General features: G+C 67.7%; 24 protein-coding genes. 10 read left to right on the top strand and 14 right to left on the bottom strand.

What is annotated here, in order from left to right; genetic code table 11:
* Positions 1–146 precede the first annotated feature (146 nt).
* Positions 147–1,889 carry a glycoside hydrolase family 35 protein gene (locus HSO01S_RS06350; protein WP_066039740.1) on the bottom strand — a complete coding sequence of 581 codons (1,743 nt, stop codon included), beginning with the start codon at positions 1,887–1,889 and terminating at the stop codon, positions 147–149.
* Between the two features lie 106 nt (positions 1,890–1,995).
* On the opposite strand from HSO01S_RS06350, the gene HSO01S_RS06345 reads away from it, so the two are divergent.
* Positions 1,996–4,236 (top strand): FAD-dependent oxidoreductase, encoded by a 2,241-nt coding sequence (locus tag HSO01S_RS06345; RefSeq protein ID WP_066039739.1) that lies wholly within the window; start codon positions 1,996–1,998, stop codon positions 4,234–4,236.
* A 43-nt stretch (positions 4,237–4,279) separates the two neighbouring features.
* Here the strand turns inward: HSO01S_RS06345 and HSO01S_RS06340 are convergent, their stop codons facing one another.
* The 6 genes from HSO01S_RS06340 to HSO01S_RS06315 form a co-directional block, all read right to left on the bottom strand.
* Complete coding sequence (locus tag HSO01S_RS06340) at positions 4,280–5,080, bottom strand: MurR/RpiR family transcriptional regulator (RefSeq protein WP_066039738.1); 801 nt, start codon at positions 5,078–5,080, stop codon at positions 4,280–4,282.
* Positions 5,081–5,213: 133 nt separating this feature from the next.
* Entirely contained in the window at positions 5,214–6,449 is a 1,236-nt protein-coding gene (locus tag HSO01S_RS06335) for an ABC transporter substrate-binding protein (RefSeq protein WP_245635912.1), read from the bottom strand.
* A 171-nt stretch (positions 6,450–6,620) separates the two neighbouring features.
* Positions 6,621–7,466 carry a carbohydrate ABC transporter permease gene (locus HSO01S_RS06330; protein WP_218003779.1) on the bottom strand — a complete coding sequence of 282 codons (846 nt, stop codon included), beginning with the start codon at positions 7,464–7,466 and terminating at the stop codon, positions 6,621–6,623.
* Between the two features lie 107 nt (positions 7,467–7,573).
* Positions 7,574–8,488, bottom strand: a complete 915-nt coding sequence (locus tag HSO01S_RS06325; RefSeq protein ID WP_066039735.1) for a carbohydrate ABC transporter permease — start codon at positions 8,486–8,488, stop codon at positions 7,574–7,576.
* Positions 8,489–8,612: 124 nt separating this feature from the next.
* Entirely contained in the window at positions 8,613–10,580 is a 1,968-nt protein-coding gene (locus HSO01S_RS06320; RefSeq protein WP_066039734.1) for a beta-galactosidase, read from the bottom strand.
* 84 nt (positions 10,581–10,664) lie between these two features.
* Complete coding sequence (locus tag HSO01S_RS06315; RefSeq protein WP_066039733.1) at positions 10,665–11,678, bottom strand: LLM class flavin-dependent oxidoreductase; 1,014 nt, start codon at positions 11,676–11,678, stop codon at positions 10,665–10,667.
* 165 nt (positions 11,679–11,843) lie between these two features.
* Between HSO01S_RS06315 and HSO01S_RS06310 the strand changes: the two genes are divergently transcribed.
* The 7 genes from HSO01S_RS06310 to HSO01S_RS06280 all read left to right on the top strand — a co-directional run bounded on the left by HSO01S_RS06310 (position 11,844) and on the right by HSO01S_RS06280 (position 19,267).
* The gene (locus HSO01S_RS06310) at positions 11,844–16,265 is read left to right on the top strand and encodes an RICIN domain-containing protein (protein ID WP_066039732.1); all 4,422 of its coding nucleotides are present in this window, start codon (positions 11,844–11,846) and stop codon (positions 16,263–16,265) included.
* A gap of 70 nt (positions 16,266–16,335) precedes the next feature.
* Positions 16,336–16,719 (top strand): nuclear transport factor 2 family protein, encoded by a 384-nt coding sequence (locus tag HSO01S_RS06305; RefSeq protein WP_218003778.1) that lies wholly within the window; start codon positions 16,336–16,338, stop codon positions 16,717–16,719.
* 100 nt (positions 16,720–16,819) lie between these two features.
* Positions 16,820–17,440 (top strand): hypothetical protein, encoded by a 621-nt coding sequence (locus HSO01S_RS06300; protein WP_066039730.1) that lies wholly within the window; start codon positions 16,820–16,822, stop codon positions 17,438–17,440.
* Positions 17,441–17,493: 53 nt separating this feature from the next.
* On the top strand, positions 17,494–18,039 hold the full coding sequence (locus HSO01S_RS06295; protein WP_066039729.1) for a TetR/AcrR family transcriptional regulator: 546 nt from the start codon (positions 17,494–17,496) through the stop codon (positions 18,037–18,039).
* Complete coding sequence (locus HSO01S_RS06290; RefSeq protein WP_066039728.1) at positions 18,036–18,371, top strand: DMT family transporter; 336 nt, start codon at positions 18,036–18,038, stop codon at positions 18,369–18,371. The genes HSO01S_RS06295 and HSO01S_RS06290 overlap by 4 nt, the downstream gene beginning before the upstream one ends.
* On the top strand, positions 18,368–18,694 hold the full coding sequence (locus HSO01S_RS06285; protein ID WP_084361389.1) for a DMT family transporter: 327 nt from the start codon (positions 18,368–18,370) through the stop codon (positions 18,692–18,694). Before HSO01S_RS06290 ends, HSO01S_RS06285 begins: the two co-directional genes overlap by 4 nt.
* A gap of 234 nt (positions 18,695–18,928) precedes the next feature.
* Entirely contained in the window at positions 18,929–19,267 is a 339-nt protein-coding gene (locus tag HSO01S_RS06280) for a hypothetical protein (RefSeq protein ID WP_157078943.1), read from the top strand.
* 51 nt (positions 19,268–19,318) lie between these two features.
* Here HSO01S_RS06280 and HSO01S_RS06275 read toward each other — a convergent pair whose 3' ends face one another.
* From HSO01S_RS06275 to HSO01S_RS06255, 5 genes are all read right to left on the bottom strand, one after another.
* On the bottom strand, positions 19,319–19,951 hold the full coding sequence (locus HSO01S_RS06275; protein ID WP_066039726.1) for a MerR family transcriptional regulator: 633 nt from the start codon (positions 19,949–19,951) through the stop codon (positions 19,319–19,321).
* A 41-nt stretch (positions 19,952–19,992) separates the two neighbouring features.
* Positions 19,993–20,799: an alpha/beta fold hydrolase gene (locus tag HSO01S_RS06270; protein ID WP_066039725.1), complete on the bottom strand. Its 807-nt coding sequence runs from the start codon at positions 20,797–20,799 to the stop codon at positions 19,993–19,995.
* The gene (locus HSO01S_RS06265; protein ID WP_066039724.1) at positions 20,796–21,407 is read right to left on the bottom strand and encodes an SRPBCC family protein; all 612 of its coding nucleotides are present in this window, start codon (positions 21,405–21,407) and stop codon (positions 20,796–20,798) included. Before HSO01S_RS06265 ends, HSO01S_RS06270 begins: the two co-directional genes overlap by 4 nt.
* Entirely contained in the window at positions 21,404–21,778 is a 375-nt protein-coding gene (locus tag HSO01S_RS06260) for an ArsR/SmtB family transcription factor (RefSeq protein ID WP_066039723.1), read from the bottom strand. The genes HSO01S_RS06265 and HSO01S_RS06260 overlap by 4 nt, the downstream gene beginning before the upstream one ends.
* Positions 21,779–21,844: 66 nt before the next feature.
* Positions 21,845–22,423 carry a TetR/AcrR family transcriptional regulator gene (locus tag HSO01S_RS06255; RefSeq protein WP_066039722.1) on the bottom strand — a complete coding sequence of 193 codons (579 nt, stop codon included), beginning with the start codon at positions 22,421–22,423 and terminating at the stop codon, positions 21,845–21,847.
* 66 nt (positions 22,424–22,489) lie between these two features.
* On the opposite strand from HSO01S_RS06255, the gene HSO01S_RS06250 reads away from it, so the two are divergent.
* Entirely contained in the window at positions 22,490–23,953 is a 1,464-nt protein-coding gene (locus HSO01S_RS06250) for an MDR family MFS transporter (protein WP_066039721.1), read from the top strand.
* Between the two features lie 38 nt (positions 23,954–23,991).
* Here the strand turns inward: HSO01S_RS06250 and HSO01S_RS06245 are convergent, their stop codons facing one another.
* On the bottom strand, positions 23,992–25,047 hold the full coding sequence (locus tag HSO01S_RS06245) for an amidohydrolase family protein (RefSeq protein WP_066039720.1): 1,056 nt from the start codon (positions 25,045–25,047) through the stop codon (positions 23,992–23,994).
* 91 nt (positions 25,048–25,138) lie between these two features.
* Here HSO01S_RS06245 and HSO01S_RS06240 point away from each other — a divergent pair, with 91 nt between their 5' ends.
* A complete protein-coding gene (locus HSO01S_RS06240) occupies positions 25,139–25,687 on the top strand; it encodes a TetR/AcrR family transcriptional regulator (protein WP_066039719.1) in 549 nt (182 codons plus the stop codon).
* Between the two features lie 41 nt (positions 25,688–25,728).
* Here HSO01S_RS06240 and HSO01S_RS06235 read toward each other — a convergent pair whose 3' ends face one another.
* Positions 25,729–26,361 carry a dihydrofolate reductase family protein gene (locus HSO01S_RS06235; protein ID WP_066039718.1) on the bottom strand — a complete coding sequence of 211 codons (633 nt, stop codon included), beginning with the start codon at positions 26,359–26,361 and terminating at the stop codon, positions 25,729–25,731.
* Positions 26,362–26,415 lie beyond the last annotated feature (54 nt).

Here is a 26,415-nt window from a genome sequence, read left to right as displayed (position 1 = left end):
CTTTGCACCGGCTCCGGCTGGCTGCTCAGCGCCGAGCCCGCCGCCTACTGCACCGACCATCCGCCGTCCGACGCGAGGACGGCGCCGTTGATGTTGTCCCGCTTGGGCTCCGGGCTCGAGCCCGGGCCCTTCGACGCGTCCAGAAGTCAGGACTCCAACGGGCCCAGGTCGGCGACATCCACCCACCGGGCATCGGAGGCAGGCGACCCGCTCAGGGACAGGACGATCAGCTCGTTGAGCCCCGCACGGGTGGCGGGCGACGGAACGAAGAGAGTTCGTTGGGGCCCTCGGCTCCAGAACCGTCCGAGTGGCCAGCCGTTCAGCCAGGCGACCCCCTTGCCCAGGTCCGTCGTGGACAGGTGGAGGTCGGATGGCTCGTTCAGAGTGAACGTCGAACTCGCCAGCACCGGGCCCAGCGCCCGGGACGAGGTGGAGGCGGATCGTCTCGACAACGCCGACGGGTCATCGAGAGGCACCGGTACCGCAGACCAGCCCGTCACCTCGCGCCCGTCCAGCATCGCAGGGCCGATGAGTCCTTTCCTCTCGCCGATGCGGGGCCCGTAGTTCACTCGGCCCTCGTCTTCGACCAGGATCTGGACATCGCTGGTGCCACTCGGCAGTTCGATGCCGGTGTCTCCGTGCTCCCGCTCCAGCGTGCCGATCGGAACGCCGTCGGCGAAGATCTGGGCGCGATCCCGCACCTCGCGGAATCGAAGTCGACCACCGCCGGCGACTGCGGCGCGATAGAGGGCGAAGCCCCGGTAGGCGTTCAGATCGTCCATCGAGGGCACCGACGTGAATCGCTGCCACGGGCCGTCGGCCACCGCTTCGAGGATGCGCGTCTCCTGCTCGAACGGGCTCGTGAAGGACGGGGACGCCGGCGGGTCCTCGCGCGTGATCCCGGGAACGGCGGTGTACCGGGCGATGACGTCGCGGAACGCCGCGTACTTGGCTGTGGTGCGGCCGTCCTCGCTCAAAGGGGCGTCGTAGTCGTAGGACGTGGTGGTGGGTTCGTAATACCCCTTGTGGTTGGCGCCGTTGGTGAACCCGAAGTTGGTACCGCCGTGGAACATGTAGATGTTGACGGATGCGCCCGCGGCGAGGATGGCGTCGAGTTCTGCTGCTGCGTCCGCGGCCGACGTGGTGTGGTGCCGTCCGCCCCAGTGGTCGAACCAGCCGTCCCAGAACTCCGCGCACATCAGCGGGCCCGTGGGTTGATGGCGCCGGAGCGTCGCCAGTCGTTCGGCTGCATTCGACCCGAACGACGCGGTCTTGTGCAGACCGGGCAGGCCTCCTGCGGTGAGCATCGAGTCGGTGGGTTGGTCGATGGTCGTGAGGGGGACGGTGATCCCGGCCTCCCTGGTCCACCGGGTGAGCGTCTCCAAGTAGTCGGCATCGCTGCCGTAGGCCCCGTACTCGTTCTCGATCTGCATCAGGATGACCGGCCCGCCGCGATCGATCTGAAGGGGCGCGAGCACGGGCAGAAGCTGCTCGAAGTAGTCACGCACCGCGTCGAGATAGCGCGCATCCGACTTCCGGATGTCCGTGCCGCACATGGCCGTGAGCCAGCCCGGCAGGCCGCCGTTGTCCCATTCGGCGCAGATGAACGGGCCGGGCCGGACGATGGCATGCAGGCCCGCTTCCTGGACGAGCCGGAGGAAGTGCTCCAGATCGAGGGGGCCGTCGGTCCGGAATTCTCCTCGGCGGGGGGCGTGCTCGTTCCAGGCGACGTAGGTCTCGATGGTGTTCAGGCCCATCTCCTTCGCGGCCTGGATGCGGTCGGCCCACTGCCCCGGGTGCACCCGGAAGTAATGGAGGGCGCCTGCGATGATGCGGTACGGCTCGCCGTCGAGCAGGAAGTCCTCGTCACCGATCTCGAAGCTCGCCATTGTGCCCCCTTCATCTAGAAAATGATTTGCGTCATAAAGTCTCGCACGTAATCCTGCATGTTATTCTTTTGCAGCGGCGAATGTCCGCGACGAAGGAGCCGCCGCCATGCAGGAGCAGACCGTCCGATCGGATGTCACGGTGATCGGGGGAGGTCTGGCGGGAGTCGCGGCCGCAGTCGCGGCCGCCCGCACCGGCGCATCGGTGGCCCTCATCAACAATCGCCCGGTGCTCGGCGGCAACTCCAGCAGCGAGGTGCGGGTCTGGGTCTGCGGGGCGACCGCCCACGGAGCGCAGAAGTTCGCCCGCGAAACCGGCATCATGGGCGAACTGTTCACCGAGAACCAGTACCGCAACCCCGAGGGGAATCCGCTGTACTGGGATCAGGTGGTGCTCGACGTGGTCCGCGCGGAGAAAGGCATCTCCCTCTTCCTCAATACCGACGTGACCGAGGTGAAGGCTTCCGGTGCCGACGACCGCCGATCGATCGAGTCGGTCACGGGGTGGCAGCAGGGCTCGGAGCGGCGGATCACCTTCACTGGGCCGATGTTCATCGACGCGAGCGGCGACGGCCTGGTCGGTGACCTCGCCGGGGCCTGGTACTCGTCCGGCCGCGAGGCGGCAGCGGTGCACGGAGAAGAATGGGCGCCCGAGGTGCCCGACGGCAACATGCTCGGCAGCACGATCCTCTTCTACACGAAGGATGCGGGCGAACCGGTTCCGTTCGTCGGGCCCTCGATCACCAAAGACATCTCGGCGACCTCCATCACGGCGCACCGACGGATCGACACCGCCGCGAACGGGTGCGACTACTGGTGGATCGAGTGGGGTGGAGAGCTCGACGCCGTCGCCGACAACGAGGCGATCCGGGACGAGCTGTGGTCGGTCGTGTACGGGATCTGGGACCACATCAAGAACTCCGGGAAGTTCGACGCCGACAACCTCACTCTCGAGTGGGTGGGCTCGATCCCCGGAAAGCGCGAGTACCGCCGGTTCGTCGGCGACCACATCCTCACCCAGCACGACATCATGCAGCAGACCAGGTTCCACGATTCGATCGGCTTCGGAGGATGGTCGATCGACCTGCACCCACCGGGGGGCATGTACTCCTCCGATGAGGGATCGAAGCACCTCTTCACCTCGGGCGTCTATCACATCCCGTTCCGCTCGCTGTATTCGAAGAACGTGTCGAACATGCTGATGGCCGGTCGCGACATCTCGGCGACCCACGTCGCCTTCGGGACCACGCGGGTCATGGCCACCTGCGCTCTCACCGGCGAGGCGGCCGGCGTGGGAGCGGCTCTGGCCGCCCGCGACGGAGTGACCCCCCGGGTGATCGCCGAGCAGCGGATCGACGAGCTCCAGCAGATCATGCTCCGCGGCGACGGCAGCCTCCTCGGCGTTCCCTGGTCGCATCCGGACGATCTGGCGCTCCAGGCGGAGGTGACGGCGTCGAGCACGCTGGAGAGGATCGCCGTCGCGGCCTCCGCTTCGTCGGTTCCCTATCCGATCGACGATCACGACTTCGGTATCCACCTTCCGGTCCACCGAGAGCTCGGCCGCACGCGGATCCTGGTCGACGCCGATCACGCCACGGATGCGGTCGTCGAACTGTGGCGAACCGGAGGGGGCGAGAACCACATCCCCGTCGAGTTCGTGAGCCGGTCCGTCCGGCCGGTGCCCGTCGGCCGCTCCTGGATCGACGTCGATTTCGGCTACCTCGCCGCCGAGCCGGAGGACGCGGTCGTCCTCATCCGGCGCTCGTCAGGCCTGGCGGTGGTCGTCGATCCCCGGCCCGGCCCGTACGGTGTCCTCGGACTCCTCAGCCGGACGCCCGCCGAAGACCTCCACCGTCCGCAGTCGAACGCCTGGTCGGCCGCCGAACTGCGACGCCGGGCGCCGGTGATCGACATCGGATCCGCGACCGGGGCCTACGCGGCGGACAACGTCCGCGGCGGGATGGCCCGACCGTACAACGGACCCCAACTGTGGTCGTCGCTGCCCATGGATCACGGGACCGAAGAGCACGTCGAACTCACCTGGTCCGAGGTGGTGCCCGTCCGGAAGGTCGAGCTGATCTTCAACGACGACGTCGACGAGGATCTGGTCAACCTGCACCATCACCGGAGTCCGTTTCCGGTGATCCCCGAATTGGTGCGGGACTACCGGATCGAGGTCTGCGTCGACGGCGAATGGATGGCTGTGCACCACGAGAGCGGCAATCGCCGCCGCCGTCGCGTCCACGATCTCGGTCGGGAAGTCGAGACGTCCGCGCTCAGGATCGTCGTCGAGGCGACGAACGGCTCGGAGTACGCGATGGTCGTGGCTATCCGCGTCTTCAGCTCGTAAGAAAGGTGCCGTGCCTCAGGGCGAGGTCCGCGTCGTCCGACCCTCATGAGGGCAACGTGAACGAGGCCTTCAGTCGCTGAGCGACGAGAATCCAGAGCACGCCCCCGAGGAAGTCGTCGCTGGCCCGTCCGGCGAAATACTCCGTCCAGGTACGCCCGCCCCCGGTTCCGGTGAAGAGGACCAGATCGGCGTCGGCTGCGAGCGGGCCGCCGGGCACTCCCGTGATGATGACGGTGGTGGCGTGATGGGCCGCGGCTTCCTTCAGGAACGAGGACGCGATCTCGCTCTCGCCGGCGCGGACGACGGCGAGGGCGACGTCTCCCTTGGTCATCAAGGATGCCCCTACACGAGCGGTGTGCGACCCCTCATGGGACCACACGGGCACACCGATGCGCATCAGGCGCATCGACAACTCGTCCGCCGGAGGTCGATCGCCCCACTCGCCGAAGATGACGACTCGCTTCGCCGACGCGATCGCATCCGCAGCCTTGCTGAGAAGGGAGAGGTCGACGTTGGCCATGGCGTTCCGCAGCGCCCGGAACTCGTGTCCTGCGAGAACGTTCATGACCTGTTCGGGCGAATCCTGCGGGGTCAGATCGGGACCGATGTCGCTCTCCCAGCCGGCCTGGGATTCGCGACCGCTCTCGCTCGCAACAGCTGCCCGGAGCGCCGGGAAGCCGCTGTACCCGAGCGCGGTCGACAGGCGGGTGACGGTGGCTGCCTGCGTACCCGACTGCTCGGCGAGCCAGGTGATCGAGTTCCGGCCCGCTTCGAGGGGGTCGGCGAGGATGAGTTCCGCGACTCTTCTCCGCCCACCGGTCAGCCCGGGGAGCGCGTCCCGCATGAGTTGGAGAGGACTTGGATCTGCCGCTGTCTTCATGAGGTAGGCCCTTCGTCTGCGAGTTCCCGCAGCTTCGACTTTAACGGACGGAGTGGCCGGAGCTCGCTCACGCGAACCCCGGCCACTCCCGACCCTGCTATTTGGCGGTGAAGCCCTGCTCGTTCCCGAAGGTGACGAGCTGATCGCCCCACGCCTTGAGACCGTCCTCGAGCGAGGTGTGCCCGATGTACGCCTGACCGGCGGTGTCGCCGAACACGCTGTTGGCATAGGACTGATACGGCAGGTACTGCCAGCCGGGCACGACATTCTCGGCCGACTCGGCGAAGACCTTATTGATGTCCTGTCCGCCGAAGTAGTCGTTCGGCTTGTCGAGGAACGCCTGGGACTGGAGATCCGCCACGGTCGCCGGGAATTGCCCGGCGTCGATGGAGAGCTGGACGCCAGGGCCGGTCTCCATGTACTTCAGGAACGCTGCCGCGACGAGCTGGTTCTGCTCAGGGCTCTGGTTCAGCATGGCGTATCCGCCACCGCCGTTCATCGCGCTCGCCTTTTCGCCTGCCTCATAGGTGGGAAGAGGGGCGACGCGCCACTGACCGGCGCCGGTGGGAACGCCTGACTTGAGGCTGCCGGCCATCCAGGCACCTGTTGCGAGGGAGGCGATCTTGCCGCTGGCGAGGCCCTGGTACCACTCGTTGCTGAAGCCTGCAGTGGGCGCGAGGAGACCGTCCTCGAGGAGCGGGCTGTAGAAATCGGTGAACTTCTTCGCTCCCTCGTCGGACAGGTCGATGGTCACATCGGACGTGCCGGTCGTTTCGAAGGGCTTCGACCCGGCCGCCCAGAGCATGCTCGTGGTGAACCCGGCGTCTCCGTTGTCGGCGGCGAGATAGACCGTGGGATCTGCCTCGTGGATCTTCTTGGCCGCCGCGGCATACTCGGCCCAGGTCGTCGGCACTTCGATGCCGAACTGGTCGAAGACGGTCTTGTTGTAGAACAGCGCCATGGGCCCGGCGTTGTGCGGCAATTCGTAGAGCCCGCCGTCGAGATTGGTCGAGTTCCAGACGGAGGGGGTGAACTGGTCCTCGAGGTCGCCGTAGCCGAACGTGTTGAGGTCGACGAGGTTGCCCCCGAGAGCGAACTGGGGAAGCACGCTGTACTCGACGGTCGCGAGATCCGGTGCGCCCGACCCGGCCTTCAGGGCGTTCTCGAGCTTCGTGTAATGAGCGGCGCCGGTGCCGACGTTCACGACGTCCACCGTGATCTTCGGGTGCTCCTTCTCGAACGCCTCGATGATGCCGGTGAGCGTGGTGGCCCAGGTCCAGATCGTGATCGTCGTCTCCTGATCGAGAGCATTCTCGATGTCGGCTTCGCTCACGGACGGGGCCGCGGATGTGGAGCCCGGCGTAGAGGATGCACATCCGCCGAGGAGTGCGGTGAGCGCGAGTCCGGCTGCGGCCGTGAGGGCGACTTTCCTGGCCCCGATTCGCCAACGTCTGTGTGTGGTCATCGGTGGTACCTTTCCGAGGTTCTTCGTGGTGGGGGTGGATTACTGCTTGACGCTTCCTGCGGCGAGTCCGGATTGCCAGAAACGCTGCAAGAGCAGGAAGGCGACGATGATGGGCACGATCGTGATCAACGAGCCGGTGATGACGAGGTTGAAGACCGCTTCACCGCCGGCGGTGTTCGCCTGTTCGCTCCACTGATTCAGGCCGACCGTCAGCGGATACCACTGCGGATCGCTCAGCATGATCAGCGGGAGGAAGTAGTTGTTCCAGGTCCCGACGATCTCCAGGAGGAGCACGGAGACGACGCCGGGCGCCAGGAGCCGCAGGGAGATCGTGAAGAAGGTCCGGAACTCGCCCGCACCGTCCACGCGCGCGGCCTCGACGAGTTCGTCGGGGATCGATTCCCTCGCGTAGCTCCACATCAGGAACAGCCCGAACGGCGTCACCAGGGAGGGGATCAACACCGACCACGGTGTGTTGGTGAGCCCCAGCTGACTGAACAGCAGGAAGGTGGGGACGGCCAGCGCCGATCCGGGTACCGCGATCGCCGCGATGACGACGGCGAAGGCGCCCCTCTTCCCGGGGAAGTCGAACTTGGCGAGACCGTAGCCGGCGAGGGTCGCGAGGAACGTGGAGCCGCCTGCTCCGACGACCACGTAGAGGAGCGTGTTCGCCAGCCACCGGGCGAACACGCCGTCGCCGTACGTGAAGACCTGCTGGATGTTGTCGAAGAGAGCGAACGGCCCTGAGAACCAGAGTCCGAAACTGGAGAACAGCGCGCCCTGGGTCTTGGTCGAGTTGATGACCAGCCAGAACAAGGGCAGGACGCTGTAGATAAGGAGCAGCGTCATCCCGGCCGTGAGCACCCACGACGGCCGCCGCTGCATGGGGTCCCGTCGTTTGGCCCTCGTGGGCGCGGACGCGCCGCGGGGAGTTCGCGCCGGCACCTCGCCCGTTCGTTCTCCGGTGGTGTCTGTGGTGACGATCGCCATGGTCAGGCCTTCCTGCTCGCGACGCGCTGAATGACGTAGGCGACCACCATCGTGATGACGCCCATGGTGATGGCGACGGCGGCAGACGCGTTGTACTGCTGCCCTGCGAACGAGAGGTTGTACGCGTACATGTTCGGGGTGAAGTGGCTCGTGATCACATTCGGGGCGAGCGTGCGCAGAATGTTCGGCTCGTTGAAGAGCTGGAAGGCGCCGATGACCGAGAAGACGAGCGTCACCGCGAGCGCGGGCCGGATGGCGGGAAGCTTTATGGCGCGGACGACCCGGAATGCGCCGGCCCCGTCGAGTTCGGCTGCTTCATACAATTCGGCGGGCACCACCCGCAGCGCGGAGTAGAAGACCAGCATGTTGTAGCCCATGGTCAGCCAGACCATGATGTTGCCGATCGAGATCAGCACGAGGTTGCTGGACAACGGATCCGGAAGAGCCACCCCGAGGAGGTCCTCGATGTTCCCCACGAGCCCGAACTGAGTTCCGTACATGTAGCCCCACAGAAGCGCGGCGACGACACCCGGAACCGCATAGGGGAGGAAGATCGCCAGGCGGAAGACCCGCGGGAAGTGGAGTCGTGCGCTGTCGATCGCCAAGGCCGCGATGAGCGAGAGAGCCAACATCACCGGCACGAAGATCACCAGGTAGATGCTCACGCGACCCAGGGCATCCCAGAACACGGGGTCGGTGAGTTGCTGGACGTAGTTGCCCAGACCGACGAAGGCGGTGCCGCCCAGCATCTTCTCCTGGAAGAGGCTCAGATAGAGCGTGTAGGCCAGAGGGGCGACCGTGACGAACGCGAAGGTGAGGAAGAAGGGGGCCACGAAGGCCCACCCGATCCAGCTACGCCGCCGACGGCGCCCACCGCCCTTTCGGGCGCGAACTGCTGTGCTCGACATCGTCGTCATCTGGTTCCTCTTCGAAGTCCTTGGTCTGCAGCGTGGCTGCTGAGAAGACAATTCCACGCTCTTTTCGATGTGTCAAGTTATTTGCAGTCGTGCGCGGGAAAGCCGCCGCTGACTGATAATCTTTTTATATCGACACGGCCGTCTCGAGGATGAGCACTCCGAAGGGCTCGAGGACCGGTCGGCTCACTCGACCGCCGGTGAGGAGGTCCAGCCCAGCGACTGGCAGGCTCACGGAGTCCCGCCGATGACTCACGACGATCGTCCAGTCGCCTCGGCGCACGGCTTCCACGTCTGCAGGGAGCCCGGGGACCTCGGGAGTGATGGCCGTCTCGCGCAGGACCGCCTCCAGAACCGCACGCAGCCCTTCAGTCGTCAGATCCGCCGCCAGGTACCATGCCTTCCCGGTGCCGGTCGTGCGGCGGGTGAGGGCTGCGCCGCCGTCGGCCATGCCTCCCGAGAAGCGCGAGACGACTATCGCATCGTTAACCTGGATGACCTCGGACCATTGCAGGGTCCTGGCGTCCACCTCGCCTACGAGGGCGACGGGCTCCTCGATCGGATGCGGCGCGAACTCCTTGATCCGTACGCCGAGCGTCGCGGCCAACGATCCGAGGTATCCGCCCGCGCTGAGCGCGGCATCCTCGTCGACCACCGCGGTGAGAGCGGTGACGAGGAGGTTTCCACCGCTCTCGGCGTATCGCGACAGCGCGTCCGTCGTCGCTCGGGTGGCCACGAAGAGAGACGGCACGACGACCAGGTCGTAGCGGGAGAGGTCGGTGTCGCGGCCGGCGAAGTCGGTCACGATCCCGTGATCCAGGAGTGCGCTGTGCCAGGCCGAGACCAGGGCCTTGTAGTCCACTCTCGCGGGTGTGGCATCCTGTTCGATCGACCACCAGGAATCCCAGTCGATCATGATGGCGACCCGGGCCGGCGCGGTACGTGTGCCTTCCATCGCCTGCAGCTGCTCGAGCTCGTGCCCGAGCTGGACCACCTCGCGCCAGATGCGGGAGTCGGTGCCCGCGAACGGAACCATGCCGGAGTGGAACTTCTCACCGCCGCGCCGCGACTGGCGCCACTGGAAGTACATGATCCCGTCCGCACCTCGAGCGAGTGCCTGGTAGCTCAGGGCGCGCATCTGCCCGGGCCGTTTCGGTGCGTTGAGGGGCCGCCAGTTCACCGCGCTGGTCGCCTGCTCCATCAGGATCCAGGGCTTGCCCTCCCCGAGGGAGCGCATGAGGTCCCGTTGAAGCGCTGCGTCCTTCCAGGAGTCGACGACGGCGGGATCGGGGTAGGCGTCGTCGCTGATGAAGTCGACCTCCTTCGCCCAGGCCCAGTAGTCGGCGGGTTGGAACAGGCCCATGAAGTTCGTCGTGACGGGGATGGCCGGCGTAGCCGCGCGGAGGATGTCCGCCTCCGCCCGGTAGCAGTCGAGCAAGGCATCCGAGCTGAAGCGATCGAAATCCAGAAGCTGCGTCGGATTGCGGAAGGTGGGGGCGGCACGAGGTGGCAGGACCTCGTCGAAACCTGAGTACGTCTGAGACCAGAACGCCGTTCCCCACCGGTCGTTCAACGCCTCGATGGACCCGTATTTCGCGGCGAGCCAGGTTCGGAAGGCGAAGGCCGTCTCATCGGAGTAGTCGCGCGGATTGTCGTTGCCGTATTCGTTGCCGACATGCCATGCGACGAGAGCCGGGTGGGATCCGTATCGCTCGGCCAGCTTCTGCACCAGGCGGCAGGCATACCGTCGGTAGGTGGCCGACGAGGGATTGTAGTGCTGCCGGCTCCCGGGAGACAGGGTGTGGCCCCATTCGTCCACCATCAATATCTCGGGGTGTTTCGCGGTCAACCACTGGGGAGGGCTCGCCGTACTCGTCGCCAGGTCGACGCCGATGCCCGCGGAGTGAAGGAGGCCGAGGACCCGGTCGAGCCAGGCGAAGTCGAATTCCCCGTCGGATCTCTCGAGCAAGCCCCACGAGAACACGCCGACCGTCATCACCGTGACCCCCGCTTCACGCATCAGGCGGATGTCGTCCTCCCAGACGGACTCCGGCCACTGCTCGGGGTTGTAGTCGGCTCCGAACCACAATGCCATCGTGTTCCCTTTCCCGATCCACTCGACAGGGTCTGCAATAAAATTGCAGTACAGGAACCATCGATTACGGATCGTGAAAAGATTTTACAACATGCCCTTTCCGATGACTCCCGTCGCGAAATCGGAGATGCTGGCATCGACCGCTGCCGCGGAGACGTCCCGGGACGCGGGAACGACCACGATCCGGTCGAGACCGAGATCCTCGAGTTCGGCGATCCTCGGAAGAAGGATCTCGGCCGGCCCGCACAGAGCGAACCGGCGCAGGAAACCCTCGGGAAGCAGTTCGGCCTGCGGAGCGATCCCCAGGCCGTGCTGGGCTTCGTCGTGCGCCGATGCCACAGCCTCGAGAACCGTCTTGTCGTCGTCGGAGACCGGGACTCCCGCCCGCATGCCTTCCACGAGGAATTGCGCGAAGATGGACGCGCTCCCGCGTACCATCGCGATGGCGTCATCAAGGGGCGCGCACGCCACATTGACATAGGCGCCGAAGGACATCGCGTCAGGGTCGAGGCCGGCGTCTGATCGCGCCTTACGCGCCGTGGCGATCGCCCAGCTCAGGCGACCGGCGTCGGCCCCGAGATTGAAGGTCAGGCGATCGGCGTGGACCGCACCGATCGCGATGACCCCCGGCCCGGTCGCCGCGACGTCCACCGGAACGTGCCCGAACTCATCCGTCATCCAGGACAGGGGGGTCGCGACCGATGCGATGTCGCCTTCATCCGGCGGAGAGCCGAGGTAGTGGCGCACGTCGATCACCGCCTGTTTGAAGGCAGCGAGGGATGCGGGCTTGAGGTCGAGTAGACGAAGTGCTGAATCCCCGCGGCCGAAGCCCAGAACGGCTCGTCCGCCCGATTCGGCGTGCACCGTCGCAATGGCTGCCGCGGTGACAGCGGGATGCCTCGTGATCGGATTGGTCACGGCGACCCCGAGTCGCACGTGTTCGGTCGCCGAAGAGGCCAGGGCGAGTTCGACATAGGGGTCGGCGACGAGGGTCTCGCTGTCGGCGAGCAGGATCCCCGCGTAACCCTGCTGCTCGGCCCGCGCGGCCCAATCCTTCGTGCGGCCCACCAGGGGGAAACCGTGCAACCAGAATTCCATTGCTGAATTATCGCGCGGATTCCGCTGGACTCTATGCAAAAGACTTTCCGATAACTATTCTCTTCAATTAAAAATCACAAGTGTTTTGCGCTAGGTCAGCTTCGACGCTTGGGTTGCGAATGGATGACGGCGCCGAGGGCGTCTTGTCGAGGAAGAGGCCTGCTCGTGAGCGCGAAGAACCACCATCCACGGATTGCGCTCCGCGCGGCGGGTGCCGTCGCCGCCGCGGCGATCGTCATCGGATCCGTCCTCATCTCTCCCATGACCGCGAGCTCGGTCGCACTGACAGCGATCTCGCCGATCGACGTCGGCGCTTCAGCAGACCTGCCGGAGGACGTGGTCGGCGCTCCGGTGAACCGCAGCATCCTCCCCAGTGACGAGTTGCTGGTCACCCGCACGTCGGGCCCGCCCGCCGGGGACAACAACTCCAGCCAGAGCCGCGCTGCAGGCAACGCCGACAGCAGTGCGCTCACGTTGAACACCGATCCGACGACTGTGCCCGACACCCCCACCCGCGCGGTGCAGGCCTCTTTCCCGACCGAATCGGGTCGATTCACCACCGCCGACGTCGACCAGGCTCTCGCCTTCCAAAATGTCACGGCCGGCGGGGGAAGCAACCTCCAACTCTCCGACATCTCGACGTATCCCGAGGCCCAGTCGCCGGGATGGGACTCGCCAATCGCGATCAGCGGCGCTCCTCAAGACGGCAACACCATCGGCATCGGGGCGGGCGGCATCTTCTACCTAGCGATCAGCAACGCCGGCGCAGCCACTTCAGCCGAATTAGGTAGCGCGGTCACCTCGGCCGAATTCCTTGACGGCGACCAAGAGCAACTCTCAATCGACCAGCAGTGGACGGTGATCGCGCAAACCGGCGGCGGTTTCTGGCTGCAGAATCGTGCCGACGGCACCTGTATGGAAGCGTCCGGCCAGGGCCAGAACAACTCGGCCGTCGTGACCGATATCTGCGACACATCGAACTCCGCCCAAACCTGGCAATTCGTCAACGTCGGCGAGAACGCCTGGCAGCTACGCAGCCTCCCGTTCGGGTCTGCGGTCACCAATGGCCCGGACAACGACGCCCCCGTGCTCTACGACCCGGCCGCGCTCGGCAACACCCCTACCATCTTCTGGATCATCGATGAGGGACGCCCCGTACCCGCCACCTGGTCGGTGACGAACGACGTCGGCAGCGAGGACACACCGATCGATCTGGCTGCCGGCGACCTGGACGATTCGATCGACTCTCAGTTGAACTACCACGACGAGGCGGCCGTCGCCTACCTCGGTGCAGACAACGCGATCACCGTGTCCGTCGTGGACTTCAACGCGAACCCGGACCACTCCAGCCAGCTCGTGACGACCGTGGACAACGTCGGCACCGTCGGGACGTCGTGGGGCCCCGTGACCGTGGACATTGCAGACTTCGACGGCGACGGAGGCAATGAGATCGCCGTCACGTGGACCACCGCCGACGGAACCACCTCGGTCGCGTTCCTCGAATACGCAGACGGCGCGACAGTTGATCCCACCACCGGAGCAGGACAAAGGACCTTGACTGTGTCGTCGGTGGTGCCGCTGGGCATCAAGCCCTTCTGGACCACGCAGGGGCTCGACACGACGTGGGCGGACTCGGCCGCGTGGAACTTCGACCTCCTCGGCGGCGCAGATCTCGCCTTCGTCTACCCGGACGCATCGAACAGCAGCGTCCCGACGTTGGGATACTTCTTCTTCGATTCCGACTTCGCACTGACGAACTCGTACACGACACCGATCAATGACGGAGACTCCACACCGGTCACCCAGGGCCTGAGTCAGCACGACACCGTCCTGATGGACACCGGATCTTTCGATCCCCAGTACGCCGGACAACCCGGGTACCGTCAGCTCGCAATCGCTGTCCCGTATCAGCAGGAGCAAGTGGCGACGTTGTTCATCTGGGAATACACGCCGGCGTCGGGTTCGACGCCTCAGAGTGCCGCCATCATCGCCCACGATCCCGGCAACTTCGGGGTCTTCCAGGTCACGGACGGTCTGTGGGGGATGGACATGGCGGCCGGCGTCCTCGGTGACGCCTCCGACGAGGGAAAGTGGTCGGTCACCGTCTCGTTCGTGTACTCACCTGAGTTCGGCGACGACTACTACGCCTACCTGTTCACCATGTCCATCAACGACGACGGAACGGTCAGCTCCTTCCTCAACGCACTGGAAGCCCTGCCTCAGAGCGCCGGCCCATTCGCGAACCACTATTCCCTCACCTCGTACGACCGGACCGGGCAATCGCTCGTCCTCGGCGCTCCCCTCGTGTTCACGGTCGACCAGCTCAAGCAGCTCGATCTCGTCGCCGGCCAGCCACCGGGGCACTCCGACTGGCTCGACGGCGCGTTCCAAGAGGTCTCCCGAACGGACCAGTTCAATGTGAACATCGGCTCCACGACGTCCGCGGGGTACTCGAACACCTCAGCGCACGAGAGCGACCAGAGCTACGCGGTATCGCAGACGGAGGACCTGACGGCCACGACGAAGGTCGGAATCCCTTTCATCGCCAGCGGGCAGTTCAGCCTGAACGTCGCCGAGAACTTCAACAAGACCTGGTCGTCAAAGCAGAGCTCGCTGTCGCAGTTCTCCTCCACGACGTCTACTGCTGTGTCCCAGGCCACCGCCGACGATGACATCGTCGATGCGGAAGTGCAGACGTTCCGAGTGCTGCGTTACCCCGTGATCGGCACTGCCGGACGCACCGACTCCGCCGACGGGTCCTGCGACGCGGGGTGCAGCGGGTATTGGGAGATCACGATCCCCGGCTCCGTCGAGTCGCTCTCCGGCGATGGGAAGAGCATGGACTTCTTCCAGCCGGATTGGTCGAACGGCAACGCGCTCTCCTATCCCGCTATCGACAACGGGACGATCACCCTTGCTGACATCGGCACCTACACAGCCAACGGAGTCGCCTCCAGCGCCCCGTTGATCAACGACATCCGACAGCTCGGTGGCACCTCCGCCACCGTGCAACTGAGCGTCAGCGACACCAGCGGCACCACGACCTCGGAATCGACAAGCCAGAGCTGGAACGTCGGTGCCGACGTCACGACGACCGTGAAGGCAGGAGTGGGCATTCCCGGTGAAGGCCAGGAGAGCATCAACAACCAATTCGGCGTGGGCTTCAACGCGGCGAACTCGTTCACCGATTCGACCACCGGCTCGACGACGAACAGCCACGGCCAGAGTTTCGCGCTCACGGTTCCGAGCATCAACGACGACTACGAGTACACGATCGGGACGAGCTACTACTACACCACCGGCGGTTACCCGAAAGTGGCTTACTCGGTGGACCTCACCGATGGCGCCGAGTCGGCCGGGTTCTGGGGGCCCAACTATGGGGTCGACCCCGACCCGGCCCTGAATCTGCCGTACGCCACGTTCACCGTCGACAACCCCGTCGGGGTGCGGAACATCACCAAGTGGGATCCGGTGGACACGGCGCAGATGATCCGAGGTTTCGTCGCGCACCAGCCCGCAGATCCGAGCTCACCCACGACATCGGGTGCCCCGTACGCGTCGGCTCCTGCGCCCGGGGCTCCGGTCATCTTCGACATCCCCGTGCACAACTACAGCCTCGTGGATCTGAATGAACCGCTTGACGTCGCCTTCTACGCCGTGCCGGTGGATGCGCGCAACGCGCGGGTCACGGGATCGCCGATCTCGCTGGGGAACACCGACTGGACGGGCGGGATCCCGTCTCAAGGCGAGGTCACCATCTCCTCGCCGAGCTGGTCGGCCGTCGCGGGACTCGACGGGACACTGCAGCAGTACCGTGTCTTCGCCGTCGTCGATCCCGATGACACGATTGCTGAAGTCCATGGCTGGGCGGGAGATGGCAGCAACACCTGCCCGACCTCGTCCGTGCAAGGCGGCACCGCTCTGATCGACCCCATGACCGGCGCGACCTCCACCCTGGAGTGCGGCCAGAACAACCAGGGGTACGGGCTGATCTCGGTCGGCAATGCGACGACGGTCGAGGGGCCGGCCGACGTCACCCTCGACGGCGGCGCCATCCGCGCAGACCGATCTGCGCCGGTCGAGTTGGACGAGACCTCTGCGGTCCCGACCTTCACGAGAGGGACGCGTCTCACCGGTTATGTGGACATGAAGGCCGCATCCGATTCGGCTGACAACCAGACCGTGCTCATCTACGACGGCGAGCCCTCGGACGGCAAGCTCGTAGCGTCGACGACGGTGCGTGGGGTGGCCGCGGGGAAAGGCGGATCCGCATCCTTCAGCTGGACTCCCGAAGAGCCCGGGCTGCACGAGCTGCACCAGGTCATCCTCGGGACGGAGAGTGCAGGCGCTCGTGACGAGCAGATCATGCGGGTCGAGGTCGTCGAGAGCGGGAGCCCGGGAGGCGGAAGCGGGTCGGGGTCCGGGTCCGGGCCTGCCGGCACTCCTCCTTCTGGCGCCGGGGCCGGTTCCGGGGCGTTGGCCGCCACAGGTACAGACCTGGGCGGCGCGCTCGCTCTGGCCGCAGTCGCTGTCAGTGCCGGCGCCATCCTCCTGTTCATCCGGCGGCGGCGCTCGGCGAGGTCCTGACGATGAAGGGAACCGGAGCGACCCGTCTGCCAGCCGAGGCCGTCGGCGCAGCAGGGGTGCCGCAATGAGCGTGGCTCTCATCCGCGAGATGTTCCAGGCGATGGTCGTCGGGAAGAACGCCGACCTCGTCGATCGCTATTACAGCGAGGACTTCCGGCTCCACTCGAACGGGGTCACACAGGGCTTCCAGGCGTTCGCGGACGAGCATCGAAAGGTCTACGGCACCGCGATCGAGTACTCCCTCGAGTACGACGACGACGCGTGGGTCGATGCCGGCGATCGGGTGGCGGGCCGCGTCTGGATCACGACGTCACGACCTGACGAAGAACCGACGCGCATCGAAGTGATCTTCATCGCCGTCTTCCGGGACGCGCGAATCCAGCAGTTGTGGGAGACGACGTGGCCGAATTGGGCTGAGCTTGGCGCCTTCGATCAGTACGACACTACGGAATGACGTCGCCTGATTCACGACGGAGCCGCACGTCCGCCGTGCCCCCGTCGAGGATCGAGAACACACTCCCGGTCTGGCCGTCGCCGCTGGGTACATTCAAGGGGTGAGCCGCAACAAGAAGAGCGCCGGGCAGTGGCCGTCTATCGTCGCGGCGGGGGTCTTCATCGCCGGAATGACCGTGACCGTGGTCATCAAGGGCATTGCCCTGGGGCCGACCCTCACCTGGCTCGCGATTCCAATGTTGGCCGGATTCATCGCACTCGTCGTCGTGCTCCTTCTCGTCCCGAGCAGGCGCTACATGCGAGCCCACGAGGCTGCGGCTCGGCTCCGTTCGGGCCCCGACTCGCCGTATGTCATCGTCGCGCTGACGTGGGTGGACACTCGCCGCGCGGTTAAGAAACTGGGCTTCACCTCCCCGCGGGTTCCGAGGTACACGCCGGTGTCGGTGTCTTCAGGGATGCTCACGCTCTGGGCCCAGGAGGATGGGCGGCTTCGCCCGGCGGCGGAGATCTCGGCGCCGACCGTGTCCTCGATCGAGGCGGGAGCCTACCCGGCGGCCGGCTTCGCCGCGAAGGCGGTCTGGATCCACACGGCCGCGCCCCAGACGCAATTTCCCCTGATGGTTATGGACCCATCCAGTGCGAAACGGCCCAAGGCGATCAGCGACTTGGATCGCCTCGAGGACATCGCGAAGACACTTCGGGAAAAGCTGCTGAACACCTGAGTCAAGCTTCCTGACGCTTCGAAACTTTACCGTACGTATGGTTTAGTGACGGGATGCGATCCAGCTCACTCCCCCAGATCCTCGACGCCGCGATGCGGGTGCTCGACGCCACCGACGGCGGCGACATCACCTACGACGCGGTGGCGCGAGAGGCGGGCCTGACGAAGGCCGGCCTGATGTACCACTTCCCCTCGAAGGACGCGATGATGATCGCGATCATCGAGCACGTCATCGGCCGGTGGCAGCACGAACTGCAGGATGCGCTCGGCATCCCGCTCGCGGAGTCGACCCTGGAGCAGCGGGTGAGGGCCTTCGTCCAGTTCACCGGCACCGGCGGGGCGACGCCCGGTGAGTTCGCCGTGTTCTCTGAGGCGGTGCGACGCCCCGGGCTGTCGGCGCCGTGGCTGGACTACCTGCAGACCTGGTTCGCCGTCGACGGCGGCGACCTGCCGGACGCGACCCCGCTGCTTCTGGTCTGGCTGGCGGCGAACGGGCTGTGGATCGCGGAGTCGACCGGCATCCTGACCCTCGACGACACCCGGCGTGAAGCGCTGGTGGCCGCGTTGCTCGCTCTGCTCCCCGGGGAGGAGCGCCGATGAGGAGATGGCTGCTCCTCGCGGGCGCGATCGCGCTCGAGGTCATGGCGACGCTGTCGTTGCGCGCCGCGATCGACGCGCCGTGGTGGGCCGTGCTCGCCGTCGTCGGGTACGGTGGCGCCTTCGTGGCTCTGTCGATGCTGCTGAGGATGGGCACGCCCATCGGCGTCGTCTACGGCATCTGGGCCGCGGCTGGGGTGGCGCTGACCGCGGTGCTCGGCAGCATCGTCTTCGGGGAGCCCTTCACCTTCCTCATCGGGCTCGGCATCGGCATCGTGATCGTCGGGGTGGTGCTCGTGGAGACCGGGCACGGAACGAAGGCGGACGCATCGTGACCTGGCTTCTGCTCGCCGGCGCGATCATCCTCGAGGCGGCTGCGACCATGTCGCTCCGGGCGTCGGAGGGGCTCCGCAAGAAGCGGTGGATCGCCCCGGTCGCCGTGTTCTACCTGAGCGCGTTCGGTCTGCTCACGGTGGCCCTCGCGGCGGGGATGCCGGTCGGCATCGCCTACGGCATCTGGGCGGCGTGCGGGGTCGCGCTGACGGCGGTCGGGGCCCGGGTCTTCTTCAAGGAGAGACTCACCTGGAGGATGGGCGCCGGCATCGTGCTGATCGCGATCGGCGTGCTGGTCATCGAGCTCGGGAGCCAGGGCCACTAGCTGGCAGCGCGCTGAATCCTCGGAGTGCTCGCGCTCTCATTCCACTGTCGGGAGGGTGTCCAGACCGCAACCGAAGAACGGAATCCCTCGCAGTTCCGGTAGAGCGGGCCGGCGGCTGCGTGCGCTTGTTCGGCGAGGCTTCCGTTGAAGCGTCGGGTGCGGGGGTGACAGTGAGGGGTGGTGATTCCGAGAGTAGTCAGGTGCGGGATCGGTGCAGCCGCGGGGCTTCTGCTAGTGATCCCGCTCGCAGGGTGCACCGATTACGGGGATGGCCCGGTCGAATATCACGGACTCGGCGAAAAGCTGGTCGAATCGTGTGTGCATGTTGCAACCCACACCGACTCGGAATACTTTCTCGACGGGTCGGAGACGACCAACGTGCGAGCCGTGCCCAAGGTGGCCGGCGAACACAGCGAAGAGTGGGAAATTACGGGACAGACTGAGTTTCGCCTGTCCGACGATTCCCACTATGTCGATTACTGGACCTGCAAAACAACTACAGACCACGCCACCGGCGAGATGACGGTCAAGCTGAACGTCGATCACTCGGAACCGGTGGAAGGGACTTTCTGAAGCGCCACGCTTGTGCGGGCGGAGACGCGTCGCCGAGCCTGCTCCGACGCTCTACGCCGTGGGGCCCTTGGGCTCGGCGGGGAAACGGAGCGACGAGACGTGTTCTTGCGCCGCGCGGTGGAGCGCGGCGAAGAGGGCGTCGCCGAGCAGCGTGCCGACCACCACGGTCTCAGCTTGGGCGCCTCGGCCTTCCCGGGCCTCGAGCTCGTCGAGGTCGGCTTCTGCGGCGAGCATGGCCGCCTGGGCGTATCGGACGAACCAGCCGTGGGTGTCCTCCTGCCCGATGCTCCAGAAGGTGTCGATCGTGCGGGCGGCGACGAGGCGGCCCGGGTTGTCCGGGTACATGTGCCATCCGGCGGTGATGTCGTCGACGACGGCGAGTGCTTCGGGGTTCAGCGTCGACGCGTCGGGCTTCTCGGAGACGGCGCGCTGGGCGACCTCGAAGGTCTGCGCTAGCGGCAGGTCCGAGTCGATCGCCTGCAGGACGTTCTTGGCGGCGGCGACGCTCAAGCCGCCGACCTCGAGAAGAGCGCGGATCATCGAGAGCCGCCGCAGGTGCTCGTCGCTGTAGACGGCCTGGTTGGGAGCGCGGTGCTCGCCCGACGGGAGAAGACCTTCCCGCAGATAGAACTTGATCGTGGCTACGGGGATCCCGGATCGGCGCGCGAGCTCTGCCATCTTCATGCACGCCAGCCTAGGTGGGGCCCGGTGTCGGCGTCGGGGGATCAGACCTCGGCGGTGAAGAACGCTCGCAGGTGGGGCTCGAGGGCGGCGGCCGCGATGTCGTGGGTCTGGCCCTCGACGAGCTCGAAGCGACCTGCGGGGGCGGCCGCCGCCACGCCCTCGGCGCCGTGCCGGAGGAAGGGCGGGGTCGCGCCGCCGGCGAGCCCGAGCAGCGGGATCCGGATGCGTTCGGCAAGGCCGACCGGAACCCTGCTGTCACCGAGCGCCGCGTCGTCGTAGGCGAGAGTCGGGGCGAGAGCGACCGTGGCCGGCCAGGTGGGCGACCGGTGCATGCCCTTCAGGCCTGCCTCGGGAACGCCGACGCGCGCGAGGAAGAGGTCCACCGCATCCTCGCGCCGGCCCTCGGCGAGCAGTGCCGTGAGTTCGGCCGTGTACTGGGCGGCGGCGGGGATGGCCGGCTCGGGCATGTACGGGGGTTCGTAGAGAGCGATGCGGGTGAGGCGGTCGGGGCCGAGCCGATCGGCGGTGCGCAGGAGGAGGGCCGCTCCGGAGGAGATGCCCAGGGCGACGGCCGAGCCGCCGGCGGCCTCGACGAGGGCGTCGAGATCCTCGATCTCGCGGGCGACGGGGTCGATTTCGCCATCGATGGCAGTCTCGTCCGTGCTAGCGCCCCGGCCGCGGCGGTCGTAGAGGGTGACGCTGAAGTGCGGCGCGAGGGCTTCGGCGATCGGCCGCATGGGCCCGGCGTCGCGGAAGCACAGGGCTCCGTCGACGAGGATGACGGCCGGGCCGGACCCGATCGTCTCGTAGGCGAGGGTCGTGCCGTCGGGGGAGGTGAGGGTGCTCATGGGGTTCCTTTCGGAGAGCTGACGGATGCGGCATCCGGCTCGCGAAGGCCGGGCCTGTCGAGCGGGCGGGCTGGTTCGGTCGGGAGGGTGGGCCCATCGAGCGGGTCGGACCCGTAGACCAAGCCGGGCCGGTCGAGCAGCGCGGCGAGCTGGTCGAGCGCCGCCGGGAACCCACGCTCGACCCCGGTGCGGATCGCCCGGTCGAGCTCGAGCGGCGACTCGTAGCGCAGGGTGACCGTGAAGAGGGTTCCGTCGTCGTCGGCCCGCAGGGTGATGGTGCCGAGGGCGGCGGGGCGGTCGGGGGTTTCGGTGCCGGCCGCATCCGACGAGTGTTCGCGGTAGGTGATGCGTTCGGGGGCCGAGATCTCGCGGTAGACGGCACGGGTCCACGCCTCGCCGCCGTCGGGCAGGTGCAGCCGGTAGTGCCAGATTCCGCCCGGGCGGAAGTCGACCGAGCACTCGACGACCGGACAGCTCGCAGGCCCCCACCACTGCATCAACTGGTCGGCCTCGGACAGGGCGCGGAAGATCCGCTCCCGCGACGCGGCGAACCGCCGCGAGATCTCCAGCCCCTGGGGGAGCCGGGTGATCGAGCTCGACCCCGTCACGACCGCGCCTCCTCGTCGGGTGAGCGGATGAGGAACTCGTCGAGGCGGTCGAGGCTGCCCTGCCAGAGGGCGGTGTAGTGCTGCAGCCACTCCTGGAGCCGGTCGAACGCCTGCGCCTCGAGCCGGCACCGGCGCCACTGCGCCTCGCGGTGCCGCGACACCAGCCCCGCGGCCTCGAGCACCGAGAGGTGCTTCGAGATCGCCGGCACCCCCACCGAGAAACCCGAGGCCAGCTCGCCGACCGTCGCGTCGCCCTCGCCGAGGGCCCGAACGAGCGCCCGTCGCGTCGGGTCGGCCAGGGCGCTGAACACCGCGCCGATCGCCTCATCGTCTGCGGTTGCCCTCGTCCGCACCCCGCTCGTACTTTCCATTCCGGGAAAATAGCACCGCCCGCGCCGCCCGGTCAAGGCTCTCGAGGTGCCAGGCCGGCTCGGGCGTCAGCGCACCAGGGGCAGCCAGAGGTCGTCGACTATCTCGGTGATGCGCGCATCCGGCAGCGGCCTCAGTGTCATCACGAGATCGTGCCGCACGAGGTCGGCGGGCAGGGTGGTGAGGCCGCGCGGCCACTCTCGCTGCGGGATCTCGCCGCGGTCGACCGCGCGTTCGAGGAGGACGCGGCCGGTGTCGGCACCCCCGCCGAGCAGGCGCTCGCGCAGATCGGCCGGCGTCAGGCCGGTGTCGGCGTGGATGCTCGAGAGGTAGACGCTGATCACCGTCATGAAGTCGGCCCGGGCGGCGTTGAAGTCGCGGAGGGTGGCGAGGATGTCACCGCGCAGGGTTCCGGTGTCGGCGAGCTCGCGCCGCATGAAGAGGCCGCCGTGGGTGAGCGTGGCCAGCACGAGATCCACCTTCGCGGGCCAGCGCCGGTAGAGCACCGGTTTCGAGGTGCCGGCGCGCTGGGCGACGCCCTCGTACGTGAATGCCGGGTAGCCGACTTCTTGGAGCTCGGCCCAGGCCGCATCCAGCAGCGCCTCCTCGAGCTCGGCCCCGCGGCGGCGTGTCTTCACAAGATCCATTTGCGTATCTTATCGCGTCGACGTAGAGTGCTGCCAATAAGACACTTCAACGTATCTAAGGTGGACATGGACAAGAACCTGACCCGGCTGGCCATCGCGCTGGTCGTCGGCGCGATGGCGCCGCTCTTCGACTCGACGATCGTGAGCGTGGCGCTCCGCACGCTGGCGACCGACCTCGACACGACGCTCGACACGATCCAGTGGGTGAGTACCGGTTACCTGTTGGCGCTGGGCGTCACCGTACCGATCGTCGGCTGGCTGCAGAACCGCGTCGGGGGCCGCCGCCTCTGGATGGCGGCGCTCGTGGTCTTCACGGTGGGCAGCATCCTCTGCTCGCTCGCGTGGGACCCGGTGAGTCTCATCGCCTTCCGCGTCGTGCAGGGGATCGGCGCCGGCGCGATGATGCCGCTGCTCACCACCCTGCTCATGCAGGCGGCGCGCGGGCAGTCGCTCGGCCGCGTCATGTCGGTGGCGTCGCTGCCGACCGCGCTCGGCCCCATCCTCGGACCGGTGATCGGCGGCCTCATCCTCGGCGCCGGCAGCTGGCCGTGGCTGTTCTGGGTCAATGTGCCGTTCGGGATCGCGGGCCTCGTGCTGGCGTGGCGGTTCATCCCGGCCGACGGGACGCGCGGCACCGCCCGCCTCGACGTGCTCGGGCTCGTGCTGCTCTCGCCCGCGGTCGTGGGGCTGCTCTTCGGTCTGAGCAATGCGGCCGGCGACGGCGGCTTCGCCCGCCTCGACGTCTGGGCGCCTCTCGCGGCCGGTGCGGTGCTGCTCGTCGCCTTCGTGCTGCACGCCACCCGCGGTCGTCGCGAGTCGCTCGTCGACCTCCGGCTGCTGCGGCACCGGCCGCTCGCCGCCGCCTCGGGGCTGATGTTCTTGATGGGCGCGGCGCTGTACGGCGGGATGCTCGTGCTGCCGCTGTCGTTCCAGGAGCTCCGCGGCACCGACGCGCTCGGCGCGGGTCTGCTGCTCATCCCGCAGGGCGTGGGGTCGCTGCTCAGCCGCACGCTGGCCGGGCGTCTGACCGACCGTGTCGGCGCGCGGACCGTCGCCGTGCTCGGATTCGCCGTGGTGCTCGTGTCGACGATCCCGTTCGCGTTCTTCGACGGTGACACGAGTGTGTGGATGCTCGCGCTCGTGCTGGTCGTGCGCGGTTTCGGACTCGGGGCGGTGATGATCCCGATCATGGCGGTCGGCTTCGTGGGGCTCGACCGGCCCGAGGTGCCGCACGCGAGCACGATCACGCGGTTGACGCAGCAGCTCGGCGGGGCGTTCGGCACGGCGGTGCTCGCGGTGGTGCTGGCGGGGGCGGCGGGGTCTGCTGTGGGTGCTGGTGCTGGTGCTGGTGCTGGTGCTGGTGCGGCTGGCGCTGCTGTCGATGCGTTCCACACCGCGTTCTGGTGGGCGATCGGCATCACGGCGGTCGCGACCGTGCTCTCGTTCCTCCTCCCGGGCCGCGAGTCGGTCGCGGCCGAGACGCCCGCCGCGAAGCCCGACCCCGTGCCCGCGGCGCTCGCGGCCGACTGAGCTACTCGCGTCGCCCCGGCCCGCGCGCCGCCCTCGCCTCAGTCTGTCCCGTCCGGCCCGTCCGTCCCGTCCCTCCCGTCCGGCCCGTCGAGGCGGAAGAGGCGGCGGGCGGTGCCGGAGGCGAAGGCCTCGCGGGCCGCGGCGTCGGGCAGCTCGGTGAGGAAGGCCGCGATCTGCTCGGCCGTGGGGCGCTGGAAGGGGTAGTCCGTCGAGAACAGGATGCGGTCGGGCGTCGTGACCGCGAGCGCATGGTGCAGCAGGGCCGGGTCGAGCATTCCCGAGGCGGTGATCCAGACGTTCTCGCGCAGGTACTCGGTGACCGACCGCTCGAGCCCCGCCATCCGGGCCAGCCCGTCGGCGCGCTCGTGCCAGAACAGCAGCAGCTCGCCCCAGTGGCCGAGCACGAGCTGCAGCTCCGGATGCCGGTCGAGCGCACCGGCCGCCATCAGCCGCAGCGCGGCGGTGCCCGCCTCGAGGTGCCAGCCCCAGGCGAAGGTCGACAGCGCCAGGTCGGGCAGGTCGCCGAGTCCGCCGTACGACGCGGCGCGCACCGCCCTCGGCGGGATCTGCGGATGGATGAACACAGGCATCCCGAGGTCGGCCGCGACCGCCCAGAGGTCGTCGAAGCGCGGGTCGTCGAGCGGCACGTCGCCGGTGCGCCCGTAGACCATCGTGCCGACGAGGCCCAGGCCGGCGGCCCGCTCGAGCTCGACCGCCGCGGCGGCGGGATCGGCCAGCGGAAGGCTGGCGAGGGCCGCGAACCGCGTCGGCGCCTCGGCCACGCGGGCGGCGGCGATGTCGTTCGCGTCGCGGCTCAGCGCGACTGCGTCGGCGGCGCGGAGTCCCTGCGTGCCGGGCGGGGCCAGCGAGAGCACCTGCATCCCGACGCCCTGCGCATCCATCGCGGCGAGGCGACTCTCGCCGATGTCGTTGAGGCGCTCGCCGACGTCGCCGTGGTCGTTCAGCACCAGGCTGGGGTCGCGGTCGGCCTCGGGCAGCGCGCGCAGGGCGCGGTCGATGGATGCCTCGGTCCAGTGCTCCTCGATCGCGATCAGCGCGGGGGAGCCCTCGGGTTCGGTGATCGGATGCGTCATCGTCGCTCCTTCCGAGCGTCGGGTGAGCCGTTCGCTCACTACCTGTTGAGTGAGACTACGCCTGTTCGCTCCACGGTTGTAGAGTGAATTCATGGAAAGTGCTCCGAGCCGCGACGAACGCCGGGCGGCGACGGCCGCGCGCATCCTCGAGGCCGCCCAGGCCGAGTTCGGTGACCGGGGTGTCGAGGGGGCCACGATCCGCGGCATCGCGCGCCGCGCCGGTGTCGACCCGTCGCTCGTGCTGCAGCACTACGGCTCGAAGAAGGGCCTGTTCGAGGTCGCCGTCCGGCCCGAGCCCGACCTCACCGCGGCCGACGTGCCCCGCCATCTCGGCGAGGTGCTCGAGATCAGGATGCGCGAGCTCCCGCCCGCGACGCGCGCCCTGCTGCGCTCGATGCTCACCTCGCCGGACGCCGCCGACGCGATGCGGGAGTACCTGCAGGAGCGCGCCGACGACCTCGCCCGAACGAGCGCCCGCGCCGACGCCGACCTGCGCGCCGCGATGCTCGTCTCGAGCATCCTGGGCCTGACCATCGCCCGCCACTTCCTCGACCTGCCGGCCCTCTCCGACCTCGACCCCGCCGCCATCGAGGCGATCGCCGAGCCCTGGTACGCGGCCCTCCTCCCGCCCGCCGGCTGACGCGACGTGCGACGCGACGCGACGCGATGTGGTGCGTCGGGCTAGGCGGCGGGCTGGGTCATGTCGCCGGTGGTGGGGGTGCGGCCGGTCGGGCCGTAGTGGAGGATGACGCTGCCAGCCGGGGTGCTGGTGGCCGGCTCGAGAAGGTCGAACGCCAGTGCGGGGCCGTCCGGCGGGAACAGGCGCTTTCCGGCGCCGAGCACGATCGGGTAGACCCAGAGGTTCAGCCGGTCGAACAGCCCCTCCGCCACGAGGGTGCGCGCGAACTCCACACTGCCGATGACGTGGATCTCGCGGTGCCGCTCCCGCAGCCCCGCGATCTGCGCGGCGAGGTCGTCCCCGATCAGGTGCGAGTCGCGCCAGTCGAGAGCGGGAGCACCCCGCGAGGCGACGTACTTCGGAACGGCGTCGAAGGTCTGCCCGATCTCGCCCTCCGGGCCGTCGAGGTGGTGCGGCCAGTACGCGGCGAAGATGTCGTAGGTGCGCCGGCCGAGGAGGAGGGCGTCGAGCCTGCCGATGCCCGCCATGACCTCGGCGCCGATCGCGGGATCCTCGAGCGGGGCCTGCCAGCCGCCGAACGCGAAGCCGCCGTCGCGATCCTCGTCCGGCCCGCCGGGTGCCTGCATGACCCCGTCGAGGGTGCTGAAGAGATCGATCTCGATTCGGCCCGTCATCGTGGCCCTCCCGTCGCCGGAACGCCGAGTCCGGCCTGCTTCCAGGCTCGCAAG

Origin of the sequence: Herbiconiux solani NBRC 106740 (assembly GCF_001571005.1) — a bacterium.
In the GTDB taxonomy this organism is placed as follows: Bacteria; Actinomycetota; Actinomycetes; order Actinomycetales; family Microbacteriaceae; genus Herbiconiux; species Herbiconiux solani.
This window is presented reverse-complemented; position numbering and strand designations above follow the sequence as displayed.